Annotated in this window: 15 protein-coding genes; all 15 read left to right on the forward strand. The window is 39.0% G+C overall.

Features of this window, described 5'->3' with window-relative positions:
* Positions 1-7: 7 nt before the first annotated feature.
* The 15 genes from sdhB (at position 8) to IQ19_RS13865 (ending at position 16,035) form a co-directional block, all read left to right on the forward strand.
* Positions 8-757, forward strand: a complete 750-nt coding sequence (gene sdhB / locus IQ19_RS13795; RefSeq protein ID WP_144542977.1) for a succinate dehydrogenase iron-sulfur subunit — start codon at positions 8-10, stop codon at positions 755-757.
* Positions 754-2,295: an FAD-binding protein gene (locus IQ19_RS13800; protein ID WP_144542978.1), complete on the forward strand. Its 1,542-nt coding sequence runs from the start codon at positions 754-756 to the stop codon at positions 2,293-2,295. Before sdhB ends, IQ19_RS13800 begins: the two co-directional genes overlap by 4 nt.
* 23 nt (positions 2,296-2,318) lie before the next feature.
* Positions 2,319-3,164 carry a fumarate hydratase gene (locus IQ19_RS13805; RefSeq protein WP_144542979.1) on the forward strand — a complete coding sequence of 282 codons (846 nt, stop codon included), beginning with the start codon at positions 2,319-2,321 and terminating at the stop codon, positions 3,162-3,164.
* A gap of 11 nt (positions 3,165-3,175) precedes the next feature.
* Positions 3,176-3,742 carry a Fe-S-containing hydro-lyase gene (locus IQ19_RS13810; RefSeq protein WP_144542980.1) on the forward strand — a complete coding sequence of 189 codons (567 nt, stop codon included), beginning with the start codon at positions 3,176-3,178 and terminating at the stop codon, positions 3,740-3,742.
* Positions 3,743-3,825: 83 nt separating this feature from the next.
* Positions 3,826-4,206: a VOC family protein gene (locus tag IQ19_RS13815; protein ID WP_144542981.1), complete on the forward strand. Its 381-nt coding sequence runs from the start codon at positions 3,826-3,828 to the stop codon at positions 4,204-4,206.
* Between the two features lie 225 nt (positions 4,207-4,431).
* The gene (locus IQ19_RS13820; RefSeq protein WP_242021006.1) at positions 4,432-5,823 is read left to right on the forward strand and encodes a sigma-54 interaction domain-containing protein; all 1,392 of its coding nucleotides are present in this window, start codon (positions 4,432-4,434) and stop codon (positions 5,821-5,823) included.
* A 404-nt stretch (positions 5,824-6,227) separates the two neighbouring features.
* Positions 6,228-7,238, forward strand: a complete 1,011-nt coding sequence (locus IQ19_RS13825) for a TAXI family TRAP transporter solute-binding subunit (protein WP_144542983.1) — start codon at positions 6,228-6,230, stop codon at positions 7,236-7,238.
* A 77-nt stretch (positions 7,239-7,315) separates the two neighbouring features.
* Positions 7,316-9,283: a TRAP transporter permease gene (locus IQ19_RS13830; protein WP_144542984.1), complete on the forward strand. Its 1,968-nt coding sequence runs from the start codon at positions 7,316-7,318 to the stop codon at positions 9,281-9,283.
* A gap of 22 nt (positions 9,284-9,305) precedes the next feature.
* A complete protein-coding gene (locus IQ19_RS13835; protein ID WP_144542985.1) occupies positions 9,306-10,022 on the forward strand; it encodes a 4-carboxy-4-hydroxy-2-oxoadipate aldolase/oxaloacetate decarboxylase in 717 nt (238 codons plus the stop codon).
* Between the two features lie 25 nt (positions 10,023-10,047).
* Positions 10,048-11,145, forward strand: coding sequence for an Ldh family oxidoreductase (locus tag IQ19_RS13840; RefSeq protein ID WP_158638792.1), 1,098 nt, complete (start codon positions 10,048-10,050; stop codon positions 11,143-11,145).
* 159 nt (positions 11,146-11,304) lie between these two features.
* Positions 11,305-12,402, forward strand: coding sequence for an amidohydrolase family protein (locus IQ19_RS13845; protein WP_144542987.1), 1,098 nt, complete (start codon positions 11,305-11,307; stop codon positions 12,400-12,402).
* Positions 12,403-12,419: 17 nt separating this feature from the next.
* Entirely contained in the window at positions 12,420-12,773 is a 354-nt protein-coding gene (locus tag IQ19_RS13850) for a Rieske (2Fe-2S) protein (RefSeq protein ID WP_144542988.1), read from the forward strand.
* 48 nt (positions 12,774-12,821) lie between these two features.
* Positions 12,822-13,472: a GntR family transcriptional regulator gene (locus IQ19_RS13855; protein WP_144542989.1), complete on the forward strand. Its 651-nt coding sequence runs from the start codon at positions 12,822-12,824 to the stop codon at positions 13,470-13,472.
* A 92-nt stretch (positions 13,473-13,564) separates the two neighbouring features.
* Positions 13,565-14,452 (forward strand): NAD(P)-dependent oxidoreductase, encoded by an 888-nt coding sequence (locus IQ19_RS13860; protein ID WP_158638794.1) that lies wholly within the window; start codon positions 13,565-13,567, stop codon positions 14,450-14,452.
* A gap of 779 nt (positions 14,453-15,231) precedes the next feature.
* Positions 15,232-16,035 carry an IclR family transcriptional regulator gene (locus IQ19_RS13865; RefSeq protein WP_144542991.1) on the forward strand — a complete coding sequence of 268 codons (804 nt, stop codon included), beginning with the start codon at positions 15,232-15,234 and terminating at the stop codon, positions 16,033-16,035.
* Positions 16,036-16,120 lie beyond the last annotated feature (85 nt).

A 16,120-nucleotide genomic window follows, 5' to 3' on the forward strand; every position in this document is an offset into this window, starting at 1 on the left:
TGATAAAATGGCAGCTGCTGATATTAAGCTGAGAATCAAGCGCAAAGATGCTGAAGATGATGCATTTTACTGGGAGGAATTTAACATCCCTTTCCGGAAAAATATGAATGTTATTTCTGCGTTAATGGAGATACAGAAAAATCCAGTTAACGCACAGGGAGAAAAAGTCAGATCAGTAGCTTGGGAGTATAATTGCCTGGAAGAAGTCTGCGGTGCATGCAGCATGAAAATAAATGGAAAAGTCCGGCAAGCGTGTTCGACATTGGTTGATCGCCTGGAACAGCCGATTGTTTTGGAGCCTATGGAGACATTTCCTGTTGAAAAGGATCTCGTTGTGAACAGAGATAGAATGTTTAGTGCCCTCAAGAAAATTAAAGGATGGATTCCGATTGATGGAACTTATCCTATGGGAGCTGGTCCGCTGATTTCATCGGATGATCAACAGGAAGCATACAAGTATTCCACCTGTATGACCTGCGGGTGCTGCCTGGAGGCTTGTCCCAATGTAAATAGCGGTTCTCCCTTTATTGGGCCGCAGGCTTTAGGCCAGACAAAATACTTTAACATGCATCCAACGGGAGCGCAGCAGAAGAATCATAGATTAGAAGTCATAGTCAGCGAGGAAGGGATAGCAAACTGCGGGAACTCCCAAAATTGTGTTCAGGTCTGCCCTAAAGAGATACCGTTAACAACAGCTATTGCAGAATTAAATAAGGATGCAAATCGCTATGCATTAAGGAGCTGGCTAAAGAGATGAGTAAGCTTCAATATGATCAATATGACGTAATGGTAATTGGCGGGGGGCAGGCAGCTTTGGCTGCTGCCATTTCCGCTAAAGAAGAGGGAGCATCTGTGGCTTTGGTCACGAAGGGAAAAGCAGGGGTTGGGGGATCCTCAGTTATTTCTGATAGTGTGCATTCAGCCATCTTTTCTCCTGGAGATTCTCCGGAACAGTTTTTACAGGATATAGTAGAAGGCGGCAGGCATTTATCAGATAAAAGGTTAGCAAGAGCTTTAGCTGAAGAATGTACGGTCAGAGTGAATGAATTAGAAAGCAAATTTGGAATCAGCCTGGAGAGGGAAAAAGTGGTAATTACTCCCGGCCATTCCTATCCAAGGAGAGTTTATGCAGGAACAGGCCTTGGAAAAAATATTACAAAACCAATGCGTGATTATGCGATGGAAATAGGAATTGATTTTCATGAACAATCTGCAGTGGTTGACTTATTAAAAGATAATAATGAAGTAAAAGGTGCACTGATCCAAAAAGGCAAGGAGTTTCATATTATTTATTCACCAGCCGTTATTTTGGCAACAGGCGGTTTTGGAGGACTCTATCAATCTTCGGATAACCCAAGGGATGTTTCCGGGGAAGGAATCGGCATGGCATGGAGGCATGGGGCTATTCTTGTTGATATGGAGTTTGTGCAATTTTATCCGTACCGTTTGCAGTATCCCGCAAATATCGATGTCATGACAAAGGTTTTTGCGAAAGGCGCTTTTCTTGTAAACGATCAACACGAACGGTTTATGGGAAGGTATCCAAAAAAAGAGCTTGAAACAAGAGACACACTCAGTTATGCAATGTTTAAAGAAAATAAAGTACTGATAGATTTTTCTGGAGTGGCAGATGATGTACTTCAGCATGACAGTCCATGTCTGTATCGTCTGTATCAAAAAGGGCATCCGGGTGAGTGGATTATGAGTCCTGTACAGCATTATTGCATGGGAGGTGTGCAAACAGATGAATGGGGAAGGACCAATGTTCCAGGTCTCTATGCATGCGGAGAAGTGACAGGAGGACTTCATGGGGCTAATCGTTTAGGCGGAGGTTCCTTAACAGAATCACTTGTTTTTGGCCACCGTACGGGAAAGATGGCTGTACAGGAGAAATCAATGGGGGACATTTCGGACATTATGGATTTCAGAATAGATGAATTGAAAAATAACTGTTCAAATATCGATGAATCTGAAACCATTAAAAAAGTAAAAAAAGTTATGTGGCAAAAAGTGGGGATTGAAAGGACCTCCCTTTCCTTGAAAGAAGCTGCTGATGAATTAAACCTTATCGCAATAAATTTGGAGAATGAAAACAACATTCACGCTCTCCAGCTTCGTGACAAAGTTCGATCGGCATGGGCATCTGCTTTTGCTGCATCAGTAAGAAAAGAGAGCCGCGGAGCCCATAAACTTCAGGATATCAAGGAAGAAAAGAAGGAATGGGAAGGCAAAAATAGAATTTACAAAACAAGCATCCAATTTACTCCTGCAGCTTCAAAAGCTGAAATGCCTTAATGATGGAAAAGGGGGAAGGTTACATGAAAATCATTACTTATGGAGAGATTGTTGAACAAGTAGCAAAGATGTGCCAGGAAGCAAATTTTGACTTAGGCCAGGACGTCGTTGAGGCTTTTCAAAATGCCTTGAAAACTGAAAAATCTGAAACTGGCAAAGACATATTGGAGCAGCTGATCCAGAACGCAGATATAGCAAAAAGCGAGCGGGTTCCTATGTGTCAGGACACTGGCGTTTCGGTATTTATAGTGGAAATTGGCCAGGAATGCCATATTTCCGGCGGCAGCATTTACGATGCGATAAATGAAGGAGTCAAAAAAGGATATGAAGAAGGCTATTTAAGGCATTCTATTGTTGATCATCCTATTTCTCGGGAAAAAAGCAAAGGTTATAACACTCCATCCATAATCCATATTGAAATGATTACAGGTGATGAAATGATTATTCACATGTCCGCAAAGGGTGGCGGAAGTGAAAATATGAGCAGCTTGAAGATGCTGAAACCATCAGATGGACTTGAGGGCATAAAGGAATATATCCTCGATACGGTTGCAAAAGCTGGTCCGAATGCTTGTCCTCCTTTGGTTGTCGGAGTTGGGATTGGAGGCAATTTTGAAAGATGCGCTTATTTAGCCAAAAAATCATTATTCAGGCCTATTGGCCACCGCAGTGAACGTCCTGAGCTTGCCCAGTTGGAAAATGAATTGATGGAAGAAATCAATAAACTTGGCATTGGGCCGCAGGGCATGGGAGGAAATACAACTGCCCTTGATGTAAAAATTGAGATAGAACCTTGCCACATTGCGGCATTGCCAGTAGCAATAAACTTAAACTGCCATGCAAGCAGGCATAAAGAGGTCAGACTGTAGGAGGAATTCAGTTGTCAGCGACGAAAGTTACCAGCCCTATTGAAGAAAATATTTTGAAAAATTTAGAAGCAGGCGAGCGTGTGCTGATCAGCGGAACTATTTATACCGCAAGAGATGCTGCCCATAAAAGAATGTCAGAAGCCCTTGAAAAAGGCGAAGACCTTCCTTTCGATATAAAGGGGCAAACCATCTATTATGTTGGCCCAACCCCAGCTAAACCAGGGCAGATTATAGGATCAGCCGGTCCAACTACGAGCGGAAGAATGGATAAGTATACACCATCGCTGCTTGATCGGGGACTGAAAGGGATGATAGGCAAAGGATATCGCAGTCAGGAAGTAATTGATAGTATGAAGAAAAACAAAGCTGTATATTTTGCTGCAATTGGCGGATCCGGAGCTTTAATCACCCGCTCCATCAAAACGATGGAAGTCATCGCCTATGAGGATTTAGGGCCTGAAGCCATTTATAAATTAACTGTAGAAGATTTTCCGGCTGTAGTTATCATTGATAGCAATGGAGCAGATTGGTACCAATTAGGGAAACAGCAATTTAATGATCAGCATACCAGACAATAACCTTATAGCCGGCAATTAGACAAAACCTTTGAGTGATTTTCGGGGTTTTGTTTTTTGTTAAAAAACATAAAGGTGGAGATCTCTTGAAAATCGATTCATTGGACCATTTTGTTTTGACAGTGGAAAGCATTGACCGGTCTTGCTTATTTTACAATGATGTATTAGGAATGGAGGTTATAACTTTTGGGGAAGGCAGAAAAGCTTTAAAATTTGGCAGCCAAAAGATTAACTTGCACCAAAAAGGCAGAGAGTTTGAACCCAAGGCCCGTAATCCAGTGCCAGGCTCAGGAGATTTGTGCTTCATTGCCAATGTAAATATACATGAGGCAGCAGAACATATACGGAGCTGCAATGTTAAAATTGAAGAAGGCCCTGTAGAAAGAACTGGGGCAATGGGTAATATTATTTCAATTTATATTAGGGACCCTGACGGAAATCTGATTGAAATATCAAACTATCAATAGTTGGCTTCTAAATTCAAAAAGGTAAATAAAATTTCAATGTCGTCTGAAATATGCAAGACACGTGCCAAAAACCCACTGACTTCCTATATTCTCTTTGATATAATAAATAGATAATTAACTGAATATAAATTCTATTTTAATAAGTTTGAATCTATTCTATGTTTCCCTTTACTTTTTCCGCAGTACCAATTTCTCTTTTGCAGCAGAAGGGAGCTTTAAACGGTGATGATCGAGACTGAACAGATTAAGCATCATAATAATTTTGAAGACTGTCTTGAACTAGAAGCAGCAATCCATGCATGTCAGGAAGGAATTTATATTTGTGATTCTGACCTGAGATGTGTCAGGTTAAATTCTGCCTATACAAGAATTACTGGACTTACTGAAGATGAGTTAATCGGCAAGACAAGTATTGAACTAGAAAAGAACGGAACGATTTCTAAAGCTGTAGCTGTTATTGTTAAGAGAGATCGAAAGGTAGTTTCATTAATTCAAACGTTCAGAAGCGGAAAAAACGTTTTAGTTACAGGTACACCTGTATATAAAGACAGGAAGCTTTTTAGAATTGTCATCACAGCAAGAGACTTATCTGAGTTAAATCAGCTTGAAAATCAATTAAATGATGCCGAGGAAAGATCTGAAAGGTATCTAAGAGAGCTCAGCTTATATAAAGAACATATTAAAAGTGAAAAAATTGTTGGAAATAGCCCGCAAATGAAGCAAATACTTAATTTGATACCGAAAGTTTCCAAAGCTGATTCTCCTGTTTTATTATTGGGGGAATCTGGTACAGGCAAAGAAGTTTTAGCAAGGCTTATACATGAGACAAGCAGTGGGGGAGATAGCCCTTTTATTAAGGTAAACTGCGGGGCCATTCCAGGTGATTTATTAGAATCTGAACTTTTTGGCTATGTAAAGGGGGCTTTTACAGGAGCAAGTGATAAAGGAAAGCCCGGACTAATTGAGGTTGCGGAAAATGGAAGCTTATTTTTGGATGAAGTAGGTGAGCTGCCCTTGAAGCTGCAGGTAAAATTATTAAGGGTGCTGCAGGATTTTGAAGTAACACGGCTTGGAAGCACAAAATCCAAGAAGGTAAGTTTCCGTCTCATATGTGCCACTAACCGTCCATTAAAAGAAATGATGGAAAAGGGAGAGTTCAGAGAGGATTTATTCTACCGAATAAATGTACTTCCAATTACTCTTCCTCCACTACGGGAAAGAAAAGAAGATATTATCCCTTTTATCATAAAGACAACAGAAAAACTATCCTCCCGGTATGGTACACTCAAAACAATATCTACAGACGTATTAAAAATACTTGAAAGTTATCATTGGCCAGGGAATGTCCGTGAACTTGAAAATGTGATCGAACGAATCTTTATCATGACAGATGAAAACTCGATTACAGTTAAAGACCTCCCGTCAAACATAGCTGCAGATAAAGTCAGTAAGGATACCTATACTTTAAAAGAAAAAATGCAAATTATTGAGCGGGATATTATTGAAGACATGTTAAAACAAAGCTCAAGTCTAAGAGAAGCAGCCAAAAAACTTGGGGTTGACGCATCTACATTGACAAGGAAATGCCAGAAGTATGGGATATTCGTACAAAATTAAAAAATTGGGATCGAATAAATTTTTTATTCGGTCTTTTTTTTGCTTTTTCTTAAAGTCTAAAAATGCTGATAATACTATTGACATTATAAATATAATAAATATATTTGTAATATTTACAATATTTGAAATATGTGATAATATCATTTTTGAATTAAATATTGTCGACAATATATTTTTTGCTTTTTTAGCCTCTAGGATTTGCCTTTCAACTTTCCCTTTTTGTATTTCAGCTCTCTTTTAAATAAGTTTGTAAACGCTTCAAAAATATTAATTAATTTTTTTACAGCAAAAAAGAGAATAACTTTAATCAAATAAATGCATCAGTTTTTTCTTTAGAGGGGAGGAATGCAAAACTTCTTTACAATTTTATTAAAGATTCATTGACTAAGGAGGGACATAGCTATATGAAATTATTAAAAGGTATGATTGGGATATTCTTGACGGGGCTACTAGTTGCTTGTTCTGCAAATGTTGATGGAGAAAATGGCAATGGAAAGGGCGAAATTATTAGCTTATTTGCTACAGATAGTTCGTCTTCCTATTATGGCTACAATGTAGGTATTGCAAATGCAATAAGTACATTAAATCCGGAAATTCAAGTATCAGTAGTTGAAACTGGCGGATCAAGTGATAATATGCAGCGATTGAGTAAAGGCGAAGGAAAAATGGCTTTGGGGACTTCTCCAAGTGACTACCAAACTTATTTCGGTGAAGGGGATTTTAAGGATATAAAAAATGAAGATATCCGGGCCTTGTGGTATTTTGTACCATCACCATTTAACTTTATTGTCTCAGATTCAGCTAACGTGAATAGTCTTGAGGACTTAAATGGAAAAGACTTTTCTTTTGGCGGATCAGGAACATCCACTGAAAAAGTGACAACTGCTGTGTTTGAAACACTCGGTATTCAGCCTAAATCTTATGCTGGCAGCATGTCAGATGCACAAGCTGCTTTTGCCGACCGCAGGATTGTTGGTTTAACTAAGACAGGAACTCCTCCCGATTCTTATGTTCAAAAAACAGCAGCAGAGCAAAAAATTAAACTGCTTGGTTTAACAGAAGATCAAATCAAAAGCATAACTGAGAAATTGCCTTATATTGGAACAAATACGATCCCTGCAGGTTCCTATGAAGGAGTTGAGGAGGATATTCAAACAGTACAATTTACGATGAGTATTCTTCTGGATAGCTCTGTCTCCCAAGAGACTGGATATAAAATGTGGGAAGCTATGTGGTCTGAAGAAGGTAAAAAAATATGGCTGAATTCATTCTCTGCAGCTGCTGATGTTGATATACCAGAACTTACGCTTGGTTCAGCAATTCCTCTCCATGCCGGAACTGTCCAATTTTTAAAGGAAAATGGTTATGAAGTTCCGGACAAGTTAATCCCGCCAGAATATAAAGAGGTTAACTAATTATCTAAATAGTCCCTTTCTTCCCTTGTAGAAAAGAGGTTTTCTACAAGGGAAGTCATTATGGAAGGAGGTTTATTATGTCAAAATTAATAAAACAATTAGAGGAATTATTTACTGAAGATGAATCCGAGATAAAAATGAATAGCCGTAATCTTTCAAAAAAATATCTCGTGTTTGTCGGTGTAATAGGACTAATATGGGCTCTTTTCCATATCTATACGATGGGATTTGGGACTTTCCCAGGCATTATTCAGCGTTCTCTCCATTTAATTGGTGCAACTATTATCTGTTTTCTTATTTTTTCAGGTTCCTCTAAGTTAAAAAACAACAAATGGCTTTTGAGGCTCGATCTCTTATTCATTCTATTAGCTTGTATTGTTACTGTATATGTTATTTCCATTTATCCAAGAATAATTGAACAGCATGGAGTTTATAACACTACAGATATTATTATGGCAACGATTCTGTTAATTATTGTTCTCGAAGGCGCCAGAAGAGTACTAGGCTGGTTTATTCCTTTTTTAGTCATCTCCGGGATTACATATGCTGTCCTCGGCCCCTATTTTCCTGGAATATGGAGACATGCTGGGATTGGTTATGAAAGGCTAATGCAAACCTTTTTATTGGGCACACAGAGAATATGGGGACAATTAATGTCTATTTCTGCAAATATCTTGGTGATTTTCGTTTTGTATGGATCTTTAATTCTTAGTTTAGGTCTAGGGAATACAATTTTTGATTTAGGTTCTAAGTTAACAGGTAAGTGGCGAGGCGGCGCTGCCCAACTTGCCACAGTTACAAGTGCATTATTTGGTTCCGTTAACGGAAGCACTGTTGCAAATGTGGCTACAACAGGCAATTTCACCATTCCTCTCATGAAAAGACTTGGCTACAACAAAAACTTTGCTGGGGCAGTTGAATCAGTCGCATCATCCGGCGGACAAATCATGCCTCCTGTTATGGGTGCCAGTGCTTTTCTTATGGCAGAATTACTGGCTCTTAATTACGTGGATGTTATGATTGCAGCATTGATACCAGCTTTATTATTTTTTGTTTCTATTATGATATCAATCTATTTTTATGCTCGGGCAAATAATTTAACTGGTCTATCCGATGAAGAGATTCCGACTTGGAAACAAGCATTTAATTGGAGAACATTTATTCCTTTATTTGTTCCATTGATATTGTTAGTAGCATTGTTATTTTCAGGATACACGGCAGGAAAAGCTGGATATACAATGTATATTGGTACAATCGTTTTATATTTTATATGCAATGTTAGAACAAAAAAGGAATTTAAAGAAGCGATTAAAAGGATTATTTCCGGATTGGATAGCGGAGCAAAAAGCATGGTGACCATAGTAATGCTAATAGCGGCAGCACAGACTCTAGTGACAACAATTAACACAAGCGGACTGGGAGTGAAGTTTTCTTTAGTGACCATGTCCTTCAGTCAAGGAAATCTCTTTTTGGCTTTAATTTTGGCAATGGTTATTACGATCATCTTAGGAATGGGAGCTCCTACTCCGGCTGCCTACGTACTATCAGCTTCTGTTGTCGGGTCAGCATTGATAAACCTAGGTATTGAAGGTATCGCTGCACATATGTTTTTACTTTATTTTGCTGTATTATCTGCCATTACTCCACCGGTTTGTGCAGCGATATACGTTGCTTGCGGAATATCTAAAGGAGATTGGGTGAAAACAGCAATATATAGCTTGAAAATTGGTTTAACTGCTTTCATCATTCCGTTTATGTTTGTTCTTGATCCGGTTCTTTTAATGAAAGGAGAGCCGATAGACATTATTTTAAGTGTTGCTACAGCCCTTGCTGGTGTCGTTATTTTAGCGGTAGGCACTATGGGGATTTTGATAAACAAGGCTAACATAACTGAAAGAATAATAGCGTTTACAGCGGCAATATTATTGCTATTCCCAGGTCACATAACAGATGTAATTGGTATAAGCTTTTTTGTGATAATGTGTCTTATACACTGGAAAGGTACTAGTTCTTCACGGAAAAGTGAGCATGCAATAAGCAAATAACAGGGTAAAAAAAGGGGGAAAAATGTCAATGTCCAATTTCGGCAAAATTTACTCTCAAATAGAACGGGCAAACCCAAGCCTCATTGCACAATTTAAAGAACTGGGTGTCTCCACGATATACGAGTCAATGGTTGAAGAAACACTAATGGATCCTTCCATTACACCTATCTGCAAAGGACAGATAATTGCTGGATCCGCTGTTACCGCTATTAATACACCCGGGGATAACTTATCAATGCACCTTGGATTATCTCTTACTCAACCGGGAGATATATTAGTTACTGCATTCCTGGGAACTCATTCATATAATGCTCTTTGGGGAGAAATGGCGACACTCGCTGGAATAGGCAGAAAAATCTCCGGTGTAATAGCTGATGGAGCTGTAAGAGACGTTAAAGCCATACTTGATAACCAATTTCCAGTTTGGGCAAAATCAATTTCCTCAAAAACCAGCAGTGTTGAAAAAATCGGGGGAATAAATGTACCAGCGGTTTGTGGAGGAGTTTTGGTCAACCCTGGCGACATCATAGTTGCCGATGATGATGGAGCTGTCGTTATACCTCTTGAACAAGCTGAAGAAGTTTTACAGAAAGCCCAAAAAAGAGCTGAACGAGAAAAAGAAATAAAAGGGCTGCTGCTTCAAGGCAAAACGCCATATGAAATTTTTAATATGGGTATTGCACTTGAAAAAAACGAAATCCCAATTATTAATGACAAATATGATTCTAGGAAAGTTTGAGCCCAGATTAAAAAGGGGGAATACAATGATTACCATAAGTGCAGAAGCGCTCCGAAAATTTGCATATGACGCATTTATGAAAGTGGGGTTAAATAAAGCCAACGCATCGTTGGTTAGTGACGTTTTAGTAGATGCTGATTTAAGAGGGGTTCACTCTCACGGAGTTCAAAATTTGCCTCGGTGGGCAAGAGGCTTTTTAAAGGGGCACCTTGAGTTGGAAGTCACACATGAAGATATAGACGAAGGACCAATTACAGTTATTGACGGGCAAGGGAGTCTGGGAGTTCTGGCTTCTGATATAGCAATGGATGCAGCTATCAAGCGTGCAAAAAAATATGGGATAGGAATAGCAGGTGTAAAAAATAGCAGCCACTTTGGGCCTGCTGCCTATTATACAATGAAAGCACTGCACCAACATCAAATTGGTTTTTGCACGACAAATGGCCCTGCCGTTATGGCTCCTTGGGGTGGAAAGGATGCACTTCTAAGCAATAATCCATTTTCTTATGCTATACCGGCCGGTGATGAACCTCCAATTGTATTGGATATGGCCTGCAGTGTATCTGCTAGAGGAAGAATCAGAATGATGGCGCGGGAAAATGAAACATTGCCTGAAGGCTGGGCCATCACAAAAGATGGAGAACCTACAACAGACCCGCGTGAAGCAGTCGAAGGAACTGTATTGCCTTTTGGAGGGTATAAAGGCTATGGCATAGCTGTTATTAACGAGATTTTATCTGCGGCATTAACCGGAGCGCTATTTTCTTTTGAAGTTGGAGGAATTTCTAAAGGGCCTGCTGAAAGTGAACTGCAAAACCATGAACAGGCTGCCTGGGGATGCGGACATGTATTTGGAGCAATAGATATAAACAGGTTTGGAAATGGTGATAACTTCCAGAAAAGAGTTGCCTATTTAAGCCGTACCTTACGGGAATCTCCGACAGCAAAAGGACATGAAAGAATATATTTGCCAGGGGAAATCGAATTTGAATTAAAGAAAAAAAGGGAAGTTGATGGAATTCCTTTGAAGCCGACTACAGTTTCGCTAATTAATACGTTTGCGCGTGATGAAATCGGAATAATGGCATTAGAATCATATTGTAGTAACGCATTTAAACCATAATTCTTAAAATCACAAACTATATAATAGAAGAAACTAATTCACCCGGTGAATTTTATTAAACAATCCTTACCAAGTAACTTGAGAAAAAAGTTCATCTAATCAATATATTGTCGACAATATATTTTTAATGGATGTGGTATTTATTTAGGAGGTTACAAAATGGAAGCAAATAAAGTGAACAAAATTATCGATGCCGATGTCCATCCTTGGATTAACGGAGATATTAAAGGCCTGCTCCCTTATTTAAGTAAATCAATGCAAAAAGTGTTCGATGGCCGTTTGACACTACCTGACCACCCACTTCGTCCCCCATTGGAAAAATCCACCTCCATCAGACTAGACGCAACACCGCCAGGTGGAGGTGCTGGTGGATCGGATCCAATCTATATGCGTGAAGTTTTATTGAACCGTTACAATATTGAACATGCAATTTTAACTTCAGTACAGGCGGGAAAAATAGTTGTATATCCCAATCCAATTGAAGCCACCGCCTTGGCGCGGGCATTTAATGATTATTTTTTAAATGAATGGCTGACATTAGACTCGCGTTATAAATTGGCGATGTGTATAGCCGTTCACGATCCCTTAAAAGCTGCAGAAGAAATTAGGCGTATAGGTCATGAAAGGGGAGTAGTTGCCGTCTTTATGCCATTATTTAATATATTGATGGGGAACAGCTATTATTATCCTATTTATGAAGCAGCTGAAGAGCTTGGATTACCAATACTTATTCATCCTACGGGAACTGAAGGCGGCTTTTCAACAAGTGTTTCTATGGCAGGAGGAGTACCGTCAAGCTATATTGAGAGGCATACAGATTTTCCGCAGATCGCATATGGTAATTTGGTAAGTATGGTCTTCGAAGGAGTATTTGTTCGATTCCCTAAACTCAAAGTTTTAGCAGCAGAGTTTGGTTACAGTTGGGTTCCCTCTGTAATGTGGAGAATGGATCAAAACTGGCGTAATTTTAGAAAGGAAGTACCATGGCTGGAAAAAGAACCTAGCAAATATTTGTTAGACCATGTCCGCTTTACTTCTCAACCAGTAGAGGAACCTGAGAAAGGCAAATATCTTATGCAAATTTTCGAAATGATGCACGCTGAAAAAACATTGATTTTTAGTACTGACTATCCTCACTGGGATAATGATTTTCCTGACAACACTTTTACCACCCTGCCAGAGCCTGTAAAGCAGCGAATATTTTATGATAATGCTGCTGAACTATTTAATTTAAATAAATTAGAAATTACTAGATAAGAGGGAGGTAAAAAAGAATGGCATTTTGCATTGGTGAACTCAGCCATATCCCAGCAGGAAAGGCTCTAATTACAGAAATAAATGGAACATCAATTGGAATCTTTTTTGAAGACGGGGAAGTATATGCAGTAAGAAATGTTTGTCCTCATAAACTGGCACCAATATGTGAGGGGGCAGTCTGTGGAACTATGCTTCCGAGTAAGCCCTCCCAGTTTGAGTTTGGGCTTGAAGGAAAAGTGTTGAGATGTCCATGGCATGGATGGGAGTTTAGTCTGGAAACAGGGGAAGCACTTTTTGGCATAAGTAATAGAAAAGTAAAGACCTACCCTGTGGAAGTTAAAGATGGTATGATTTACGTAGAAATGGGATAGTTTGTAACTTCCCGGAATCATATTGTCATAAGTGAGGAAAATTATACAATGAGTTTTGAAAATACAACATTATCACAACGAATCTCTGAAGAGATTGCTATTAAAATTTCAGAGGGTGCCCTTAAACCCGGTGACAGGTTATTGGAATTAGAATTGACGAAAGAATTCGGCACCAGCAGAGCGCCAATACGTGAAGCATTATTTATATTGGAAAAGGACGGAATTGTTGAACGGGTACCCCGAAAAGGCGTCTTTGTGAAAAAAAGAACAAAAAAAGAGTTGCTTGATCTTTATGAGGTTGTTTACAGGTTATTAGAAATAGCCTTAACTAAACTGATGGATTCGCGAACTGACGAACAGCTAAAAAAAATTGAAAATTTAATCATTAAAATGGAGGAAACACTTGAAGGCAATAAGGTTAAGCAATGCTTTGACCTGCTGGAAGAGCTTCAAAAGGATTTCTTTGTCTTCTCAGGAAACACAGTTTTAGAAGATTTATATATGAGAATTAATGGCCAGTTAATTCCATTTCGATATATTTCTCTTTCCTATCCAACCAGTATGGAGCATTCCATCAGGGAATACAGCGAAATAATGGCTGGCTTAAAAGAAAAGGATCTAAAAAACATACTTGATAGCTTAAAAAGGAAGGAAAAGCGGGCTCTGGCTATATTGGAGAAGTTTGTAGATAGCCAGTAAACCAAAAAAAATTCATATCTACATCCTGATTTAGATTTTTAGCTCAGTGCCTGACTAAGACACTTCCGTGATAAATGGGAGCGGTGATGTTAATGAAGGTTGGATTAATTGGATTAGGAAATCTGGGTGGACGAATTGCCCGTCATTTAATAAAAAAAGGATACAAACTATCTGTTTATGATCTAGATCGGGGATTGTCACAATCCTTTGCAGAACTTGGCGCTATTATATATGAATCACCCTCTGAGCTGGCAAGGAACAATGACTATGTTATTACTGTGCTGCCCAATGCCCAAATAGTTAAAAGCGTAACTCTAGGTCCCAGTGGGCTGTTATCCGGATTCTCAGAAGGAAGCACCTTAATTGATATGACAAGTTCCGTCCCGGAAATCACCAAAGAAATCGGCAGTGAGCTGCGGAAATATGATATCCATATGCTTGATGCACCAGTAAGCGGGGGTGTTAAGAAAGCCGAAGATGGAACTCTGGCCATTATGGTTGGGGGTGACGAGTCTGTTTTCTTAGATGCCTATCATTTATTAAGCGATATCGGGTTTAATGTGACACATGTTGGAGAATTAGGAGCAGGCCATACAATAAAAGCACTAAACAATATGCTTTGTGCTACTACACTAGCGGCTACTGCAGAAGTCCTGGCCATTGGGACAAAGTTAGGTCTTAATCCTGCCAAGATGTTAGAAGTGATTAATACGAGCAGTGGAAGAAGCCACTCGAGTGAAATCAAATTTCCTCAGCAAGTATTATCGAGAAAATTTGATGTGGGCTTTACAATTGATTTAATGTGTAAGGATCTCACTATTGCCAATGGTATAGCTGAAGGAGCAGAGGTGCCTGCATTTATTTCCAGTGCCGTTTATCAATTATGGCAGTATGCAAAGTCTCAGGGCGGAGGTGAGATGGATCATACGGCGATTACCCAATTTATAGAGGGAATGGCGGGTGTTGAAATAAAGGTTTAATCCATTGTGTAAAGCAAATAAATTTCATATCCGTTATAAATGGTAAATTTATGTTATATTATAGAGGCTGTCTCAATAGGTTTTTGCACCCTGTTGATTGGAGTGGAAGGGGCGAGATCCTTGGAAATGCATACGCATTTCCTTCGTGCGGTGTTTACTCGTGGAAGCTTATTCAAAGTCGAGTCAGCGGGAGACCCCGCAGGTGCGAATGCACCGAGGAGGCTCCCGGACCGCCCGCGTTTGCTGAGTCCCTGGAGCGGAAATCAACAGGCCAATTTTATAGAGGAAAAAAAGAGGGTGCCCGAAAGTTATGCTTTTGGGACACCCTCTTTTTTAAATTAACCTTTAAATTAACTTATAAAGTGTTCTAGAGGGTTTAGATTTAACTAGTAAAAATTCTGGCTCTGTTAAAACTTATTGTTGATATGGGCACCCTGATGATTGGAATGGAAGGCGCGAGACTCCAGCGGGAGAAGCGAGTCAAAGGGAGACCCCACAGGCGCAAGTAGCCGAGGAGGCTCCCGGACCGCCCGCGGTTCGCTGAGCGCCTGGAGTGGAAATCAACAGGCCAGTTTAACAGAGACAAAATTTTAAGAGAGTATGCCCACACTTTATAAATATTTTAATATTTAGAATGATTATTTTTTTGTTGACGAAAAACTTTTTTGTATATAAAATAATTGTAAGTGATATATTATAACCTTGCTTTTTTATAGCCACTTCTGCTTTAAATTTACCAAATTTGTTAATTCACAACAACTTTGTCAGGAGGAAAGTCAATGGAAAATAAGTTAAGTGAAGCGGAAAGCAAAGGAAAAAGAAAATACAATGTCCCAGCAGTTGATAGCGCTTTCAAAATTTTGACGCTGTTAAGCCGTAAAAAATTTAATAAAAGTAATTTAACAGAAATTGCAAAAGCTACTTCTCTTACTCCTACAACATGTTATCGTATCCTTCAAAAGTTAGAAGAGCTTTCTATTGTTCGTTATGATAAAGGGTCTAAACGGTATAGTCTGGGACCCTATTTAGTTGTGTTAGGAGAAAGGGCAAAAGAAAATTTGTTTGATATTTCGGTAATTCTCCCTTATTTGGAAGGACTTTCTGAACAAACTGGTCTTACTACATTTCTTGTAAATAGAATTGGGAAAAAACGTTCCACGATATTGGCTAAAGTTGAAGGTGAAGAATTTGGTATTAATGTTTCCGTGGGCAGACATTTTTCAGTTGTAGATGGTGCTTATGGTAAATGTTTATTAGCTTATATGGATGAAGAGGAATCTGATGAGTTATTACGCATGAATGATGGACTGCGAAAGCTAAGTGAACAAGAAATTATTGAATTAAAAAAAGAGTTGCCCACTATAAGGAAAAGTGGATATGCTACCACATTTGGTGAGTATATTGAGGGTATCGTTGGTGTTTCAGCTCCAATTTTTAATAATGGGGAGAGTGTGGAAATGGCCATTGCGATTATCGGTATGACTGCACAGCTAAAGGATCAGGATATTGAAAAAATGGGGGAAAAAATCAAAGGTGTAGCAACCGAAATCAGTATGAAATTAGGCGGGTACTTCCCGCAATAAAACTATTGACTAAATAAATTCCTAAAAAAAGTACATATTAATTAAATTACTTATTCTCCTTATTATTTTGGATCAGCAAAAGTTT

The sequence above is a fragment of the Cytobacillus oceanisediminis genome (genome assembly GCF_007830235.1).
Lineage (GTDB): Bacteria > Bacillota > Bacilli > Bacillales > Cytobacillaceae > Cytobacillus > Cytobacillus oceanisediminis.